The following is a 16,480-nucleotide window of genomic DNA, read 5'->3' on the forward strand; positions in this document are numbered from 1 at the left end:
ACTCCTCGCGAGTCCAGAACATCCCCTCCGGCGCGGGGGGCACGCGCACGGCGTCATCCAGTCATGGGGAACCTGGGGACTGTAGCGTATTTTCCCCGGCACGTGAGGACGGACCGGACCTCGGTGGGAGGGGTCTTGGGCGGATCCAGGGAAGTGCTTGACGCCCCCGCCGCCCCTCGTTCTCGGGGAGAGGCCCCTCGAGCCCCCCCCGCGGGTCTCCAGAGAACCTGGCAGGCGGGCAACCCACCGGGCGTACCGTCGCGGAACACGCGGAGCGCGGGCCGCGCCGGTGCCGCGTTGCGGCATGTCTTCCAGAGGGAGACCCGGGGTTCACGAGGCAGATTCCGGAGCCCCTTTGCGGTATAGGGGGCGCGTTCTCCTTCCATGATCGAGAGATGCACGTGTCCAAACCCCGCCTGATCAACCGCGAAGAGGAAGCACTGCCGCTCGACCGGGAGCTGCTGGTCCGGATGCATGACCTGATGGTGAAGGCGCGTGTGCTCGAGGAGCGCCTCATCCAGATGTACAAGCAGGGGCATGGCTACTTCTGGATTGGTGGCCCCGGCGAGGAGGCCTTCAACGTGCCGCTGGGCCTGCTGATGAAGAAGGGCCAGGGCCCGGCCTACGACTACCTGCACGCGCACTACCGGCAGTCGGCCACGATGATCGCGCTGGGCGAGGAGCCCATCGGGGCCTTGCGGCAGATGAAGAACACGGCGTCGGACCCGTACTCGGGGGGACGCAACTTCGCGGGCCACTTCTCCAAGCGCGAGTGGAACATCGCCCCGGTCTCCTCGCCCATCGAGGTGCAGTACACGATGGCACCGGGCACGGCCCTGGCGCAGAAGCGCCACGGGGGCGAGGGCATCACCATCGTCACCGGCGGCGACGCGGGCACGGCCGAGGGGGATTTCGCCTCGTGCCTGGTGTGGAGCTCGCGCCCGGGCATGGAGCTGCCCGTGCTCATCATCGTCACCAACAACAAGTGGGGCATCTCCACGCCGGCCGACACCCAGCACGGCGAGACGCACATCGCCGACCGCGGCAAGGCCTTCAACATCCGCACCCGGACGATCGACGGCAATGATCCGATCGTCGCCTACCAGGAGCTGAAGGAGGCCATGGAGTACGTGCGCCGCGAGCGCAAGCCCTTCCTCATGGAGGCCATGGTGTCGCGCCTGTACGGCCACTCGTCGGCGTCGGGGGCGAACATGGTGGGCAGCGAGCAGGACTGCCTGACGCGCTTCGAGGAGCGCCTGGAGAAGCAGGGCGTGCTCAAGCGGGCGGACATGGACGCGCTGCGCGGCCGCTACACCGAGGACATCGCCGCCCTGGCCCGCCAGGTGCGCGAGGAGCCCTTGCCGGCCCCCGAGACCATCTGGAACCACATCTACGCGGAGAGGAAGTAACCCATGGCCAACATGGCTCAAGCCATTCGCATGGCGCTGCACTACGCCGAGGAGAACCTGGGCGTCACCGACATCTTCGGCGAGGACGTGGGCGCCCCCCTGGGCGGCGTCTTCACCGCGACGCAGGGGCTCAAGACGGCGTGGAACTCGCCCCTGGACGAGCGGGGCATCATCGGCATGGCCATCGGTCTGGCCATGGCCGGCCAGCGCCCCGTCGCGGAGATCCAGTTCGCCGACTACATCTTCAACACCATCGACCTGTTGAAGATCGCCGGCAACACCTGCTGGGCGACCCATGGGGACTGGAACCTGCCCATGGTGGTGAAGACCCCGGTGGGCAGTGGCATCCGCGGCTCCATCTACCACTCGCATTCCTTCGACGCGATGGCCACCCACATCCCCGGCTGGAAGATCGTCATCCCCTCCAACCCGCTGGATGCGTACGGCCTGATGATCTCCGCGTGCCAGGAGATCAACCCCGTCATGTTCCTGGAGCCCAAGGCGCTCTTGCGCATCAAGGGCGAGGAGCGCATCCCGGGCGAGCCCGACGACGACAAGCAGCTGTCGCGGCTCATCGACGCGCCCTTGGGAGACCGCTCGCAGTGGAAGCCGCAGTGGCCCGCGCAGCTCGAGGCGTACGCGGTGCCCATCGGCAAGGGCAAGGTGGTGCGCCCGGGCTCGCAGGTGACGGTGGTGAGCTACGGCCGCACCCTGCCCCTGTGCAAGAAGGCCGCGGACGACCTGGCGAGCGAGGGAGTGGACGCCGAGGTCATCGATCTGCGCTCGCTCTGGCCCTATGACTGGGAGCTCATCCGGGGCTCCATCGAGAAGACGGGCCGGGTGCTCTTCGTCAACGAGGACACCGAGGTGACCAACTTCGGCGAGCACCTGGTGCGCCGCACGGTGGAGGAGCTGTTCTACAAGCTGCTCGCGCCGCCTCGGCTGCTGGCCGGCAAGTTCGTGCCGGGCATCGGCCTGGCCGACACGTTGGAGATGGCGTCGGTGCCCCAGCAGGGGGACATCACCGCCGCCGTGCGCGCGCTGGCCTCCGAGCAGCCCTGATTTTCCCGCCCCCCTGGCTCAGGGCCTTTGCGAGGGGGGTGGATCCATGGTGTAGACTGAGGTGCCGTGCAACCCACGCCCACTCGAACCCCTGCTCCCGACGCGCCGACCTTCCGCATCCGCCGTGCGCGCCGAGGAGATGCCGAGAGCCTCGCCACGCTGCTGCGTGAGATGGGCTACCCCCATGGCTCGGATGCCCAGACGGTCCACTGGGTCATCAGCCATCCGGAAATCGAAATCTTCGTGGCGGCCGACGCGCAGGATCGTCCCGTGGGGATGGTGTCCCTGTCACACCGGCCACAGCTGCGGCTGCGCGGGCGCATCGCCACGGTGGACGAGCTGGTGGTGACGGAGAGCTGGCGGCGCCGCGGCGTGGGCCGGGCCCTCATCCAGCAGGTCATCGAGCGGTGCGGCGCCCGGGCCCTGAGCGTCAAGCGCATCGAGGTGAGCGCCTACGCCCAGGAGTCCCTGCAGAACTTCTACGCGTCGTGCGGCTTCGCGTTCGTGGACCGCACGGTGATGCGCTACACCGACTTCGAGGGCCAGCACGGCTGACGCCGGGTGGCCCCTCGCGGGCCGCGCCTAGCGCTTGAAGCTGCCCACCACGCGCTGCAGGCGCAGCTGATCCTCTTCCTTCACGTCCACGAAGCGCACGCCGATCGCCTCGGCGTCATCCCGCACCCACGAGATGATGCCGTCGAGCTCGAAATCCTCGCCGCTCACGGACATCTGCAGGCGCACGCGCGAGCCCACGTCGTAGGAGCGGCGCGTGCGCAGGCACAGCCCACCCGCCGAGAGGTTGAGCGAGTAGGCCCGCAGGGCGCGCGCCGCGTCCTGCGTCTGCTCGAAGCGGACGTCGAACGTCGCGGCCACCCGCTCGTGAGATCTCCGGTTGGCGTACAACGCCGCCGGTGACTCCGTCATATCGGCAGACTTGGTGGTCATGCGCACTGATTCCCTCGGGCGTGTGAGTCGGTGAGGTCCTTTTATAGGGAGCCCCGCACGGGAGCGCATCCACTCGAGGACCTCGAAGTGAAGAGAAGTGTCCGCTGTCCTCCATGTCCTGTTCAAGGGGGGGCCGTTTCTCCTCGGACGTCTTATTAGTCCCGTTCGTCTCTGCAACGGGAGCGTCAATGCGAGCGGATTTGTTCGTGTGCAGCGGTGTCCTCATCGTCGGACTGATGGCGGCTTGCCGCGGCGATGTCCTCACTCCGGATGCGGGCACGGGCGCTGATTCCGGAGTGTTCCGAGATGGAGGAACTTCAGGCGGAGGGAATCCGGATCCGGGCAGGGAAACGGATTGCGACGTGGCGGCGCAGACGGGCTGCGAGGCCGGCGCGGTGTGCCTGCGGGGCGTGCTCGCGGATGGGGGCCTGGGAAACCTGTGCTTTACGGGAGAGTGCGATCCGGTGGCGCAGAACTGTCCCGAGGGCAACCGGTGCGCCTACGTGCGGCACGGCAACGTGACGGCCCGCCGCTGCATCCCGGCGAGCACGGGCACGGTGGCCGAGGGCGGCGCCTGCCAGAGCGTCGCGACGGCCGAGGGCGACTTCTACGACACGTGCGCGCCGGGACTGTCCTGTACGGATCGCTCCACCGCCTCGGGGGGCACCACGTTCACCTGCCAGCGCTTCTGCCACGGCGGCGAGCAGTGCACCGCGCCCCGCGACTGCATCGACGTGCTGCGCTTCGAGGGCTCCAACGAGCGGCCGAGGGTGTGTGGCGCGCCCGGCGCCACGTGCGACGTGCTCGCGCGTGACTGCACGGACTCGCGCGGGTGCTACCCCTCGCCCAAGAGCGGCGGCGTGTGCGTGACGGCGGGGACGATCGCCGAGGGCGAGCCGTGCGCGTACGTGAATGACTGCCAGGAGGGCAGCGCCTGCGTGAAGGACGGAGCGGGCCTGGTGTGCCGCCGGCTGTGCCGCGCGCCCTCGGGCTCGCCGGGCTGCGGCAGCGACCAGACGTGCCGGGCCCTCCAGGACTACCCCGGCGTGGGCGTCTGCGTGCGGTAGCGCGCCCTTCCCTGCGTCTCCGGGGCCTCGGAGGATGGGAGGCCCCGGAGATGGGGCCTCACCCCGTGTTGCGCATGCCCACGGCGATGCCGGCGAGCGTGAGGAGCAGGGGCCGATCGCAGTGGTCCTCCCCCGCGCGCTTGCGCCGCATCAGCTCCACCTGGAGGAAGGACATGGGATCGATGTAGGGATTGCGCAGGGCGATGCTCTGCTGGAGCTGGCGGTTGTTGGCGAGCAGGCGCTTCTCGCCCGTCACGCGCTTCACCCAACGGCGGGTGCGCGAGTACTCGGCGCGGATGCGCTCCCACAAGGGCCGCGTGGACTCGGGCGCCAGCGCCGCGTAGCGCGAGGCGATGGCGATGTCCGACTTGGCGAGCACCATGGCCACGTTGTCGATGACGGCGTGGAAGTAGGGCCACTGCCGGTACATGCGCGTGAGCAGCATGAGCCCCCCGGGCCGCGAGCCCAGCTCCTCCAGCGCCGAGCCCACCCCGTACCAGCCGGGGAGGATGGCGCGGTTCTGCGTCCAGGAGAACACCCAGGGGATGGCGCGCAGGGACTCGAGACCGCCGGCGGCGCGCTTGCTCGGACGCGAGCCGATGGGCAGCGCGGAGATCTCCTCGATGGGGGTGGCCGCCTGGAAGAAGGGCACGAAGTCCTCGTCCTCCCAGACGAGCGCGCGGTAGGCGCGGCGGCCCATCTCCGCCAGCTCGTCGAAGGCCGCGCGGAAGGCGGGCTCCTCCTCCGGGGACAGGCGCGGCTGGGCGTCGAGCGAGTGCAGCAGCACGCCGCCGAGCACCAGCTCCAGGGTGCGCCGGGCCAGCTCGGGCCGGGCGTACTTGTGATCCAACGCTTCGCCCTGCTCGGTGGCCTTGTAGGTGCCACCGACGCTGCCCGGAGGCAGCGCGAGGATGGCCTGCTGGGCGGGACCTCCGCCGCGCGCCACCGTCTCGCCGCGGCCGTGGAAGAGGCGCAGCCGCACCCCCGCCTCGCGTGCCACCTGGGTGAGCGAGGACTGGGCGCGGTAAAGCGCGGCGCTCGCGGCGAGCAGCCCCACCTCCTTGCCCGAGTCGCTATAGCCCACCATCACCTCCTGGACGTTCCGGGCCGAGAGGTGCCGGCGGTACTCGGCATGGGTGAACAGCTCGCGCAGCACGCGCGGCCCATCATCCAGCGCGCCGAGCTGCTCGAAGAGGGGCACCACGTCCACGGTGGCGCACCCGCGCGCCTCGTCCCACAACCCCGAGGCCCGCGCGCACTCGAACGCCGCCAGCACGTCCTCGGCGCTCGAGGCCATGGAGAGGATGAGCGTGCGGCAGCAGCCCTCGCCCGACTCGGACTGGGCCTCGCGCATGCGCTGGAGCACGGCCAGCAGGCGCTTGCCGCCCTCCGTCGGCGCGGGGCCGCCCTTGAGGGACGCGGCGGCGCTGCGCGCGTCCTCGGCGGGGGCGCGCACCTCCAGCTCGGCCAGGTGGAAGCCCACGGCGCGCACCAGGGCGATGAGGCGTTGGATCTTCCGCACGCCCGCGTGCCCCGCCTTGGCCTCCGTCAGCGAGCGCTCGAGCAGGTGCAGGTCCGCGAGGAGATCCGCGGGCGAGCGGTAGGCGGCCTCGGGAAGCGGCTCGGAGCGGCCGGCGCGGCGGCCCTCGACGTAGACCAGGGCGGCCTGGAGCCGGCCCTCGATGAAGCGCAGCTTGCGGCGCCAGGGCTCGCCCTCGGTGCGCGCGCCATAGCGGGCCATCACCTCGGGCAGGGCGCGGGCGTCCTCCTCGAGCGAGGCCCGCAGCTCCTTGGACACATGGGTATGGCGCTCGGACTGGGTGAGCACCCAACCCAGCCGGGCGATCTGCGTGCGCAGGGCGCGCAGTCCGCGGGCGCGGTGGGCGCGCAGGGTGTCCGCGAACACCTCGGGAGTCACCAGCGGGTTGCCATCCATGTCCCCGCCCACCCACGAGTGCAGACGCACGGGGGTGGCGAGCACGCCCAGCGGTTCGCCATAGGCGCGCTCGAAGGCCCAATCGAGTGTCTCGGGCATGAGCGCGAGCTGCTCGGCGAGCACCTCCTCCACGTACCAGAGGACGTTCTTCACCTCGTCGCCCACGGTGGGGCGCTCGCGCCGCAGCTCGTCCGTCTGCCAGAGGGCGGAGATCTCCTCGCGCATGGCCGCGTGGGTGTCGGCCTTCTCTCGCGGGGTGAGCTGGCAGCGGTCGCGGTTCTCGAGGAGCCGGGCGAGACGGTACGTCTTCTCCAACACCGTGCGGCGAGCGGCCTGGGTGGGGTGCGCGGTGAGGGTGAGGGTGACGCGCATGGACTGGAGCACCTCGCGCAACCGCGCGGCGCTCACGCCCGCCTGCCGCAGGGAGTGCATCACCGCCTCGAGCGAGCCACGCTGGGGGCCGCGGGAACCGGCGACCTCATGCTCGCGGGTGCGGCGAATGCGATGGTTCTGCTCGGCGAGGTTGACGAGGCGGAAGTACGTGGAGAAGGCGCGCAGCACGGGCTCGGCCTGTTGCAGGGGCATGCGGCGCAGCAGCGCGGCGAGCTCCGAGGCGGAGGCCCGGCGTCCGGACTTGGGGCCCCGGCGCCGCTCGATGGAGAGGCGGCGCACGCGCTCCTCCAGCTCGAAGACGGCCTGGCCCTCCTGCTCGATGATCACTTCCCCGAGCAGCCGGCCCAACAGCCGGACGTCCTGGCGCAACGGCAGATCGACATGACGAATGGGAGGCATGACGCGTCACGCTAGGCCGCCCTCACGCGCCGATCCACTGGGGAAACGGAACTATCCTGGTGCCAACGCCAGCGACAGAATGAAGCTCCACCCCTGAACGAAGAGGAGTCCCGCCATGTCCCTGCTTCGCCACGCCGGACGCTGGAGCGCCGCGCTCGTCGTCCTGCTGACCACGGCCGCCGCCGCCACGCCCCCGGCCGCCATCTGCGCCAACCCCCAGGCCGTGTCGTCCGAGGCCGTCTCGTCCGAGGCCGTCTCGTCCGAGACCCTCCAGAGCTGGGGACCCCTGTGCGCGGAGGGCCTGTGTGAAACGGTCGCGGATTGCTGGAACGCGTGTCCCACGGCCTCCACCGCCGCCTGCAATGGAAACGCCTGCACGTACACGTATGGCCCTGGGGGCGGTGGCGGCGGAGGGGGCGGCGGCGGTGGAGGCCACGGCCCCTTCTGCCCCGACATGATGTGCACGGATGACTGGCAATGCGTCTGCGGCACGTACCAGGGCTACTGCGACGCGAACTACACCTGTCGATTCTGAGCCCGGGGTGGGTGGGGCGAGCCCGTCCGACCCGCCCTGCCCTCCTCCACCGGGTGCTCAGGTACCGATGCGGCGCAGGATGAGCAGCGGTCCGTCATCCACCTTGCGGTCGGTCAGGTCGATGGCGCAGTCGAGCATCCAGTCGCCATGGCCCTCGGGATCCAGCAGGCGCTGCTGGGCGTCCCACTGTCGCGGGCCCGTCTCCTTGAGCAGGGTGTACGCGGGCCGGCGGGCCTGAGGCGTGAGCACCACGCTGCCGTGCTCCTCGAAGTACGGCGCCATGGCCGCCTCCAGCTTCGCCGCGGTCCACGCCTCGCCGCCCGCGTCCAGACGCAGCAGCGCCACCGCGTCGGCGTAGCGTCGCAGGCCGAGCATGCGCACCAGCCGGTACAGCTCGTTGCGCACGTGTGCCGCGAAGGCCCGGGGATCGTCGGTGAGTTCCTGCGGACGGCGCTCGGGGGCCTCGGCGCGGGGGAGGATCGCCTCACCCGGGTTCTTCAGCCGCTCCCACTCGTCCAGGAGGCTCTGGTCGACGTGGCGGATCATCGCCCGCAGCCACTCGATGATGTCCTTGAGCTCGTCGTTGCGGTAGCGCTCGGGGATCGTCTGGGTGAGGGCCTTGTAGCAGTCACCCAGGTAGCGCATGAGCACGCCCTCGCTGCGCTGCAGGCCGTACTCGCGCACGTAGTCGTGGAACGTCATGTACCGCTCGTACATGTCGCGGAGGATCGACTTGGGCCGGATGTTCTCCGCGCCCACCCACGGGTGCTTGTCCGCGAAGGCGTTGAAGGTGGTGTAGATGAAGTCCCGGTTGGGCTTGGGCCACTCGAGCTTCTCCAACTCCTCCATGCGCTCGTCGTACTCCATGCCGCGCGCCTTCATCTCGGAGATCTTCTGGCCCTTGAGCTCGTGGAGCTGGGCGTAGAGCACCACCTCGGGGTTCTCCAGGATGGACTCCGCGAGCGTCACCACGTCCAGCGCGTACGTCTCCGCCTCGTGGTCCAGCTTGTTGAGCGTGTCCAGGAGGTAGAGCGACAACGTCTGGTTGAGCGAGAAGTCGCGCTGCAGGCCCGGCGCCACCGTCACGGTGGCACTCGAGCCACCCTCGCCCTTGTTCACGAGCACCAGGCCCGCGTTGCGCAGGGTGCGGAAGCACGCCGCGGCCTCCTTGAGGTTGCGCCGCTTGATGTACTCCGAGCCGTGCGAGCGGAAGATGAGCCGCACCAGGCGCTGGTAGCCCTCGGCGCCGCCCACCATCTCGCTCTGGAGCAGGTTGAGCAGGAAGCCGTGCGTCACCTCGAAGCGGGACTCGAGCGGCTCGGGCAGCCCCGTCTGCAGGCGCTCGAAGGTGTTCTTGTCGTAGTTGACGAAGCCCTTCTGCGGCGGAGGCTTGCGCGGCAGACGCTTGCCACCCTTGGCCTCCTTCTGGGCGATCTTCACGTTCTCGATGACGTGCTCGGGCGCCTGGGCCACCACGCTGCCCTGGGTGTCGAAGCCCTTGCGGCCCGCGCGGCCGGCGATCTGCTGGAAGTCGCGCACGCTCAGCGTGGCGAGCTTCTCGCCGTTGAACTTGAAGAGCTGGGTGAAGAGCACCGTGCGGATGGGGATGTTCACCCCCACGCCCAGCGTGTCCGTGCCGCTGATGACCTTGAGCAGGCCCGTCTGCGCCAGCCGCTCCACGAGCAGCCGGTACTTGGGCAACAGGCCCGCGTGGTGCATGCCGATGCCGTGGCGCAAGAAGCGCTGGAAGTCCTTGCCGTAGGGCGTGTCGAAGGGAGCCTCCAGGAGCGCCTGACGGATGGCCTCCTTCTCCTCCTTGGTGGAGAAGTCCACGCTCATCAGGTTCTGCGCCTGCTCGGCCGCGGCGCGCTGCGAGAAGTTCACCAGGTAGATGGGCGCCTTGCCCTGCCGGATGAGCTCCTGGAGGGTCTCGTGCAGGGGCGTCTCGCGGTACTCGAAGTCCAGGGGTACCGGGCGCACGGCGCTGCGCACGCTCGCCACCTCGCGGCCGGTGAACTCCTGGAGCTTCTCCTCGATGAGGTGCGTGTCGCCGAGCGTGGCCGACATCATCAGGAACGTGGTGGACGGCAGGGTGATGAGCGGCAGCTGCCAGGCGATGCCGCGCTCGCGGTCCGCGTAGTAGTGGAACTCGTCCATCACCACGTAGTCGGCGCGCAGCATGGCGTCGCGCAGCGCGAGGTTGGAGAGGATCTCCGCGGTGCAGCAGATGATGGGCGCCTCGCGGTTGATGGCCGCGTCACCGGTGAGCAGGCCCACGTTCTCCGCGCCGAAGGCCTCGCACAGGGCGAAGAACTTCTCGTTGACGAGCGCCTTGATGGGACAGGTGTAGAAGGACACCTTGCCCTCGGCCATGGCCTTGAAGTGCAGCGCCATGGCGACGAGCGACTTGCCCGAGCCGGTGGGCGTCTTGAGGAAGAGGTGCTTGCCCCCGAGCAGCTCGAGGATGGCCTCCTCCTGCGCCGGGTAGAGGGACAGGCCCGTGGACTCCACCCAGCCGACGAAGCGGGTGAGGATGTCGTCGGAGGCCAGGGGGCCGGCGGAGCGGTCGGGTAGCAGGGCCGCGAGCGGCGCCCGGGGGGATTCAATCGTCTGCATGGAGAAGGGAAGTCTAGGCGGGTGACTCTCTCGGCCGCCGGGAAAAGTGCATCCGCGCTCGCTGATCTCCCCACATGAGAACACGCCGCGGGGAGGCTGAATCAGCGCACCAGGGAATACACAAAGGGTACATAACTGCACGCTTGCTGAACAGGCATGTAGCTTTGGACCCGCGAGACCAGTTATACCTGCATTCCTATGACCGGCGACAAGCTCGTCTACGCAGGAACCGTCGAAGCGCTCTTTCTCCGAGCCCTCGAGAACCGCCTCACGCCCGCATGCAGGCAGCGGTTGGCGGACGCGGGGTTGGATCTCGAGCAGAAGCTCTCTCCCACCTACACCCTCGATCAATGGAAGCAGTTCCTGCGGATCGCGGCCGACCACGTCTACGCGGGGATGCCCGCGGAGGCGGCGTACTACTCGCTCGGTGAGCGGTTCATCGACGGCTACTTCTCCACCCTCTTCGGGCGCGCGCTGCTCGGGATGGCCCGGCTGATGGGTCCCCGGCGGACGCTGACGCAGGCCCGGCTGTGCTTCCGTACGAGCGCCAATTGCAGTGAGGTGCGAATCGTGGAGCGGGGGCCGACGGAGGTGGAGGTGTGGCTGACGGACATCGGCGCGGATTTGCCGACGTTCGTAGCGGGAGTGCTGGCCCGGACGGCGGAGTTGACCGGCGGGCAGCGGGTGGTCGCGCTCCCCGAGGGCTTCGACGGCCAGTCCGCCACCTACCACGTGCGCTGGTCCGAGCAGACCGACACGGCCGTGGAGGCCGCGCTCGTGCCTCCCCCCTCCGTGGGTGGGCGGGCCCCCGAGTCCCAGCCTCCGGCGTAGCTGCTTCTCCCGTGGGGAGCGCGCGAGCGAGGAGCCAAACAGCGCTCCCGTCCGTGCTCCCTGCTCAGGGGTGAGACCAGGCAAGCGCGGCAGATGGCCGCCACCGGGGTTTCCCCATTGCCCTATCAACGCTCTCCATTCCTACCTAATAGAGGCTATCCAGCTGCCACGGCACTCGCGCAGGCCTCGCGCTCTACGTCATCACTATCAGTATGCGTGGCCTCGCTGATTTTGATCACGTAAGCCCAGACTTAGGCGCAGTGGAAAGAAAGCATTCCTCTTCGACCCAGATAGGAGCAGGTGTAAAGCTCATTGGAGAGCACCACCTTCCGGAAAGCAACCATACCCAAGGAAGAGGATGGTATTCGCACTCCGGTTTCCTAATCATAAGGGGCTAGGCAGGAATCGCATCCACCTCAATCACTACTGGGACCAACTGGACTGACTAGCGCAGAAATTGCGGCATCTTCGTTGATTCTGATCCCGAATCTCTTCACGCGCAGGGCATTGATCTTAGACTCTTTGCCAATCAGCGTTAGCGCATCCTTCGCCTTTCTTGAAATATCCTTCATTTCATCCGAAGCATTAACAACCCTCAAAAAGCTCAAGGCACCGGATATTATTCTTGAGAGTTCTCGCCCCGAATGCGACTTGAAAATCTTGTAATACTCCTCAGAAGGCAGTGACGCCAGTGCGACGAGTTCGTGTTCATTCCATGCATTTTGTGTGGAAATCTTTAAAAGAACCTCAACAGGATTTATTTCAACCCTAAATGTCTGAAGCTTGTCGTTAAAGGCCTTCACGACTCCTGGATTCGTCACATGGTCGGCAAAAGTATACTGACTGAGATCCCAAAAATTTCGCCCTTCCTCTCTTGTATCCATGTAAAAACGGAGCAACTCATCTGCTTGGCGTTCACTCCCAAGCTCTTTGAGCAAATCTATAGCACCATTCAAGTTGACCGGCGAGATGACCTGAACATTCTTCTTGAAAGAAGAGTAGATCGCATCAACCACCTCGCTTTCATTGTCTGCAAATGATTCATGATATGCCCGCCATGCGCTTTCAAAATCCCCACTCTGCTCTTGCGCCTTGATCTTTCTATCTAGCTCAGCGCCACGCATCTCAACCTCCCCTGGATCGAAGAATCCATTCTCAACTCCTTTGAGCAGCACGACATCGAATTCATCCATGCCTACGAACCCATACGCATCCAAAAGCGCATTCCACGATTCTTGTTCCGGAGAGACATCCTTCTTTCTCGGTAACCCAACCGACCTATTCCTGTATTTAAGATAATCTATTGACGGAGCTGTTCCGGGCTGGTATTTGCTCCAACCGAGCAAGGCCAGTGACTGAACGGCCTGCCGAAAAACCCTTTCATCAAACATTGCAACCAGTGGCTCAGCAATACGCACAAAGCGTTCGATCTTCTTGATGATTCGAATATTTGATATTTGCAGCGCCTTGCAATGCTCTCCAATCAACTGGCTCGCCTTGTCCGTTCCTGGTAGCGCAATCCGTACTGCATCCTCAGGGGTCGGCGTGAATTTAACGGCGATATCGACAACTTTTTCGAAGTAACTCCTAAATTCCTCCTCACCAACCCCATCAAACTCCTTATCATTAAGCAGCAAGATAACCTTGCATTTCCTCTGTTCCTTCAGAAAAGAAACCAGGCCAAGCACATCCTTGACAGGAAGATCAGGGCTTCGCCTCTCCAGGTCGTCAATACAAACAATTTGATTTCGAACCAAAGAGAAGAATAGCGGACCAGCACTTTTGATAATGCCCCCTACATATGGCAACTCGTTAGCTACGGGCGTCGTTTTTTGCATGAGTCCTAAAAACCAGTTTCCACTCTTTTTCGATTTGGCCAGAAGATTGTCTGCGCCCTCCGGAAGTAGAAATTCAGAATTCTCGAACATGGTGAATTTTAGACTTTCGAGCGATCCAATTCCAAAGAGGGACACATAGGCATACCGCATCAATCCGAGCATCCTCTTTTGTTTTGCCTTGTCCAACATTGCTTGCCATATGAAAGTTTTTCCTACCCCCCATTCTCCGCTGACACAGAGAACCTCGGGATCTTTGGTCGACAGGAAGCGGGCAAGCTCTTCTTGAATCAGTTCAGTCGATGTCATGAGCACAACCATCCTGCCCTTTCTCTCCCTTGTCCACTGGAGAAAGTAGGGATACCCAACAGGCAACAGACTGGAACAGAGCGGCTGCGCGCCACATGGCTACCCGGCAGCGTTCCCATAGACGACGAAGCAGAGCACTTGGGCGCAACGCCGCCTCTCCCGCATTAGCGCTGGGGCTCTCGCTTCATCAAGTCGTTCTCCTCATCTTGTCGTTGGCGCGGCGCAAGAAGCACGCACCTCATCATGGTTCAACAGAGCGCGGCTCAGGGGCCTTCTTCCTAACGGGGATGTAGCAATGACCCTGGTACTCGGCCAATCCACGAGGGCACGGGGCATCGAGTTTGTGCTGGTTCCAGCATCCTCCCCGGATCTCTGTCTCCGTCCCAGGGATGCATGGCGGTGTCGCCTGCTCCTTAAAGGGCTTCTCCGGCATGGGGTATCCGATGATGGGTGGAGCGTCATCTCTATCGGAGAAGACGATGGGTTCCCTGGGCGCGGTTCGAGCCCACTCACTGGCTTCGGGGCACGTCTCCAACTGCTCGGGCGCACACAGCCAGAGTAGCAGCACGATTCCCGCCACCAGGGCCACTCCCGCGCCCGCAACACGCCACCACCTTTTCCAGAGAGGTGCTTCCGGTAGCGAAGCCTCCCGCCCGAAGAGGGCCCGTGCATCATCCCGAGCATCAAGGAGCGCCAAGCCCCCCGATACCCGAATGAACCCCAAGGTCAGATCGTGGAGGCTCGGCGCCTCCGCCTGAACCGATCGATCGGCGTGCACAACAATCGCCGGAGGGTCGGTGAAGTGCGTGGTTCGTGCACTCCACGGCGTGATGGTGTGCCACTCCTCGCCGCTTCCGGGCATCAGCACCAGCGCGGGCTCTCCCGTCCCGATATGGTGTGCCTCGTAGAGCCGCCCCTCGTCCTCGGGGATATCCAGGTAGCGCTCGCCCACTAAGTACGGACCGATCTGGCGGCCCTTCCAATCAGAGTTGTCGCTCATGTCCGTCTCTCCCTGAACTCCCCTTTTCCTACTCCGGATGTTAGGATGCTGTACAGACTCAAGGGGTCATGGGCGGCACGTCGCAGCCCGCGTCGGAGCCCAGCCACTCCCTGCTCCGGAGGCATGGCCTCCAGGCGTCAGTGGCCCCTGAAAAGATGGGTGAGAGATGGCTCGCCGGACGAACCCGGAGCAGTTGGAAGACGAGCTGGTAGAGGCCTGCTCCAGCGGAGACGAGGCTCGGGCGCGTGCCCTGCTGTTGACGCTTGGCGAGCAACCTCTGGAGGCAAGAACCTTGCTGGAAGCACTGCTGCAAGCCCCTGATTCGCGAGCACGGCAAGCCGCTGTCTTCGGCCTGGGCGAACTCGGAGGTCCAGCCAGCACCAGGCGACTGGAACAACAGCTCGTTCTCGAAGAAGCCCGGAGAGATCACGATGGAGCATCCGTCGCGGAGGCCATCACCCTGGCGCTGGGACGCATCGAAGGAGCGGGTGCACGGGCGAGCCTGATACGGAGACTGGAGCGGCTTGCCTCGGGCAATCCAAACTCCGCGGATGTCACCATGGTGGCCTACGAACTCTGGCGCCAGCGCCATCCAGACCTGATCCCCCCTGTTCGGAAGAGTCTGGAGCGGCTTGTTCGACCAGCACCGAACGCCTTGAACAGCCTGCTCCTTCTCCTGGAGAAGGCACCCGACGAGCTCCGGACATGGGTGCTCGACCCCTCCGTCCCCATCGAAGACAAGACGGGAGTCCTCGCACTCCTCGAGGAAGAGTTGCCGGAAGCATCGATTGCCATCCTTCCTTCGTTCATCTCCGCAGCCCGTGCCTCGTGCGAGAAGGCCCTGGGATTGGAGACGGCAGCCGTGTACCACGCCGAGCGTCTCTGCTCCCTGTTGATCAAACACAAGGAGCGGCTCTTCTCCGCACTTCCCGCGCAACTCCGCTCCGAGTTGCGCGACATGGCACGGAAGCTGATTGTGGCCACAGAACCCAACAGTTCCCTGCGCGCCGCGATCCTGCTCCAGTTCGTCGGCCAGTCCGAGGACGCAACGCTGCTCGAGGCACATCGCCCGGCGGAGCCGATCCTGGCCGAGGCTTTCGATGAAGCCGTGAAGGTGTTGCGTGGCCGCCAGGAAGAGTAATCCCACTCCGTCTCCGCGTGAAGACCGGCCATTCTGGAGGACGAGAAACCTCTGGAGGACGTCCCAAATGAGGAGCATGAACCTTGCGCTGCACCCTCTTCAGTCCCGTAGTTGACCGACATGCTATCGAAGCGGTGCGCAACATCCTTGCCAGCTGGTCGCTGGAATTGGAGGGAGAGCCTGAGCAGTGGACCGCTGCGCGGTTCATGAACCCTCAAGGAACGCTTGTCCTCTCCTCCCAGGAGTTCACCGCTCCCCAGGACTCGTTCAGCAAGCTCCTGCTTGGAACCAGCGGTTATTTCTGGCGGCGCGACGATCTTTCCGCGTCCACGAAGAAGGACATCTTGCGATTCGTGGGAGAGACTCGCTGGCTCCTCGGCATCGTGGGAACCACGGAGGGCATCGGCCTCTCGGAAGACGTGTTCCTCGAAGCCGCGTTGGAACTGGCCCGCCGCGTGGGGGGAAAACTCTTCACTGGCACTGAGTTCATCACCCCAGAGTCCACGCCCGGGACAGAGCGATGAGCGACGGACGTTCTTGGGAGGGCAACTGGAGGGTCCGCATTCATGAGCGGGTCCGTGAGTGCGGTTATGACTCACTCACCGCTTTTGCTGAGGCGCACCCTACCCTCCCTCTGGTTGAGTTGGCCCAGAAGCTTGGAGAGGACGACGTCAACGCGGTGCAGGTGTTCAGCGGGTTGGTGGCCGAGGCAGAACGAAGAAAACAGCTCACGCGTCTGGTGCGCGGACAACTCGTGCGTGAACTATCAGAGAGCTTCCCGAATGGATGGCCGGCCGTGCTGGACGACGCAAACCGTTTCAAGGTCGCTAAGGCTCTCGGTTTCTGGTCTACCTTTACTCCAGAAACCCATAAGGAACGAGTCGATCAGGTCGGCGATGTGCTCCTCGCCATGCCGCCACCCCCCGGTTGGCGCCCACTCGGGCCCGACGATGAACTGCTGCTCACGCTCCTGCCCGACGAAACTGCCTGAGCCCGCTTCGG

At 65.6% G+C, this 16,480-nt stretch carries 14 protein-coding genes; 9 read left to right on the forward strand and 5 right to left on the reverse strand.

Features of this window, described 5'->3' with window-relative positions:
• Positions 1 to 401 precede the first annotated feature (401 nt).
• The 3 genes from F0U63_RS29000 to F0U63_RS29010 all read left to right on the forward strand — a co-directional run bounded on the left by F0U63_RS29000 (position 402) and on the right by F0U63_RS29010 (position 3,026).
• Positions 402 to 1,409, forward strand: a complete 1,008-nt coding sequence (locus F0U63_RS29000) for a thiamine pyrophosphate-dependent dehydrogenase E1 component subunit alpha (protein ID WP_395834615.1) — start codon at positions 402 to 404, stop codon at positions 1,407 to 1,409.
• Between the two features lie 3 nt (positions 1,410 to 1,412).
• Entirely contained in the window at positions 1,413 to 2,471 is a 1,059-nt protein-coding gene (locus F0U63_RS29005; RefSeq protein ID WP_395834617.1) for an alpha-ketoacid dehydrogenase subunit beta, read from the forward strand.
• Positions 2,472 to 2,537: 66 nt separating this feature from the next.
• Positions 2,538 to 3,026: a GNAT family N-acetyltransferase gene (locus F0U63_RS29010; RefSeq protein ID WP_395834619.1), complete on the forward strand. Its 489-nt coding sequence runs from the start codon at positions 2,538 to 2,540 to the stop codon at positions 3,024 to 3,026.
• Positions 3,027 to 3,053: 27 nt separating this feature from the next.
• Here F0U63_RS29010 and F0U63_RS29015 read toward each other — a convergent pair whose 3' ends face one another.
• The gene (locus F0U63_RS29015) at positions 3,054 to 3,416 is read right to left on the reverse strand and encodes a TIGR02266 family protein (RefSeq protein WP_395834621.1); all 363 of its coding nucleotides are present in this window, start codon (positions 3,414 to 3,416) and stop codon (positions 3,054 to 3,056) included.
• 362 nt (positions 3,417 to 3,778) lie between these two features.
• Here F0U63_RS29015 and F0U63_RS29020 point away from each other — a divergent pair, with 362 nt between their 5' ends.
• Positions 3,779 to 4,483: a hypothetical protein gene (locus F0U63_RS29020; protein ID WP_395834623.1), complete on the forward strand. Its 705-nt coding sequence runs from the start codon at positions 3,779 to 3,781 to the stop codon at positions 4,481 to 4,483.
• Between the two features lie 58 nt (positions 4,484 to 4,541).
• Here the strand turns inward: F0U63_RS29020 and F0U63_RS29025 are convergent, their stop codons facing one another.
• Positions 4,542 to 7,211, reverse strand: coding sequence for a phosphoenolpyruvate carboxylase (locus tag F0U63_RS29025; protein WP_395834625.1), 2,670 nt, complete (start codon positions 7,209 to 7,211; stop codon positions 4,542 to 4,544).
• 115 nt (positions 7,212 to 7,326) lie between these two features.
• Between F0U63_RS29025 and F0U63_RS29030 the strand changes: the two genes are divergently transcribed.
• Complete coding sequence (locus F0U63_RS29030; RefSeq protein ID WP_395834627.1) at positions 7,327 to 7,746, forward strand: hypothetical protein; 420 nt, start codon at positions 7,327 to 7,329, stop codon at positions 7,744 to 7,746.
• 57 nt (positions 7,747 to 7,803) lie between these two features.
• Here the strand turns inward: F0U63_RS29030 and F0U63_RS29035 are convergent, their stop codons facing one another.
• Positions 7,804 to 10,362: a DEAD/DEAH box helicase gene (locus tag F0U63_RS29035; protein WP_395834629.1), complete on the reverse strand. Its 2,559-nt coding sequence runs from the start codon at positions 10,360 to 10,362 to the stop codon at positions 7,804 to 7,806.
• 198 nt (positions 10,363 to 10,560) lie between these two features.
• On the opposite strand from F0U63_RS29035, the gene F0U63_RS29040 reads away from it, so the two are divergent.
• Entirely contained in the window at positions 10,561 to 11,193 is a 633-nt protein-coding gene (locus F0U63_RS29040) for a DUF2378 family protein (protein ID WP_395834631.1), read from the forward strand.
• Between the two features lie 416 nt (positions 11,194 to 11,609).
• On the opposite strand, the gene F0U63_RS29045 is transcribed toward F0U63_RS29040, so the two are convergent.
• Together F0U63_RS29045 and F0U63_RS29050 are read right to left on the reverse strand one after the other, a co-directional pair.
• Positions 11,610 to 13,337: a hypothetical protein gene (locus F0U63_RS29045; RefSeq protein ID WP_395834633.1), complete on the reverse strand. Its 1,728-nt coding sequence runs from the start codon at positions 13,335 to 13,337 to the stop codon at positions 11,610 to 11,612.
• Between the two features lie 241 nt (positions 13,338 to 13,578).
• A complete protein-coding gene (locus tag F0U63_RS29050) occupies positions 13,579 to 14,337 on the reverse strand; it encodes a hypothetical protein (protein ID WP_395834635.1) in 759 nt (252 codons plus the stop codon).
• 166 nt (positions 14,338 to 14,503) lie between these two features.
• On the opposite strand from F0U63_RS29050, the gene F0U63_RS29055 reads away from it, so the two are divergent.
• From F0U63_RS29055 to F0U63_RS29065, 3 genes are all read left to right on the forward strand, one after another.
• Positions 14,504 to 15,478, forward strand: coding sequence for a hypothetical protein (locus F0U63_RS29055; protein ID WP_395834637.1), 975 nt, complete (start codon positions 14,504 to 14,506; stop codon positions 15,476 to 15,478).
• An 83-nt stretch (positions 15,479 to 15,561) separates the two neighbouring features.
• The gene (locus tag F0U63_RS29060) at positions 15,562 to 16,002 is read left to right on the forward strand and encodes a hypothetical protein (RefSeq protein ID WP_395834639.1); all 441 of its coding nucleotides are present in this window, start codon (positions 15,562 to 15,564) and stop codon (positions 16,000 to 16,002) included.
• Positions 15,999 to 16,469 carry an NUDIX hydrolase gene (locus F0U63_RS29065; protein ID WP_395834641.1) on the forward strand — a complete coding sequence of 157 codons (471 nt, stop codon included), beginning with the start codon at positions 15,999 to 16,001 and terminating at the stop codon, positions 16,467 to 16,469. The genes F0U63_RS29060 and F0U63_RS29065 overlap by 4 nt, the downstream gene beginning before the upstream one ends.
• Positions 16,470 to 16,480: the final 11 nt, after the last annotated feature.

The organism is Cystobacter fuscus, from assembly GCF_044360685.1.
Lineage (GTDB): Bacteria > Myxococcota > Myxococcia > Myxococcales > Myxococcaceae > Cystobacter > Cystobacter fuscus_C.

Excerpts from the sequence above, each read along its gene's own strand:
- F0U63_RS29045 (WP_395834633.1), bottom strand. The coding sequence starts at position 13,337 with ATGACATCGACTGAACTGATTCAAGAAGAGCTTGCCCGCTTCCTGTCG.
- F0U63_RS29025 (WP_395834625.1), bottom strand. The coding sequence starts at position 7,211 with ATGCCTCCCATTCGTCATGTCGATCTGCCGTTGCGCCAGGACGTCCGG.
- F0U63_RS29040 (WP_395834631.1), top strand. The coding sequence starts at position 10,561 with ATGACCGGCGACAAGCTCGTCTACGCAGGAACCGTCGAAGCGCTCTTT.
- F0U63_RS29050 (WP_395834635.1), bottom strand. The coding sequence starts at position 14,337 with ATGAGCGACAACTCTGATTGGAAGGGCCGCCAGATCGGTCCGTACTTA.
- F0U63_RS29055 (WP_395834637.1), top strand. The coding sequence starts at position 14,504 with ATGGCTCGCCGGACGAACCCGGAGCAGTTGGAAGACGAGCTGGTAGAG.
- F0U63_RS29015 (WP_395834621.1), bottom strand. The coding sequence starts at position 3,416 with ATGACCACCAAGTCTGCCGATATGACGGAGTCACCGGCGGCGTTGTAC.
- F0U63_RS29035 (WP_395834629.1), bottom strand. The coding sequence starts at position 10,362 with ATGCAGACGATTGAATCCCCCCGGGCGCCGCTCGCGGCCCTGCTACCC.
- F0U63_RS29065 (WP_395834641.1), top strand. The coding sequence starts at position 15,999 with ATGAGCGACGGACGTTCTTGGGAGGGCAACTGGAGGGTCCGCATTCAT.
- F0U63_RS29005 (WP_395834617.1), top strand. The coding sequence starts at position 1,413 with ATGGCCAACATGGCTCAAGCCATTCGCATGGCGCTGCACTACGCCGAG.
- F0U63_RS29030 (WP_395834627.1), top strand. The coding sequence starts at position 7,327 with ATGTCCCTGCTTCGCCACGCCGGACGCTGGAGCGCCGCGCTCGTCGTC.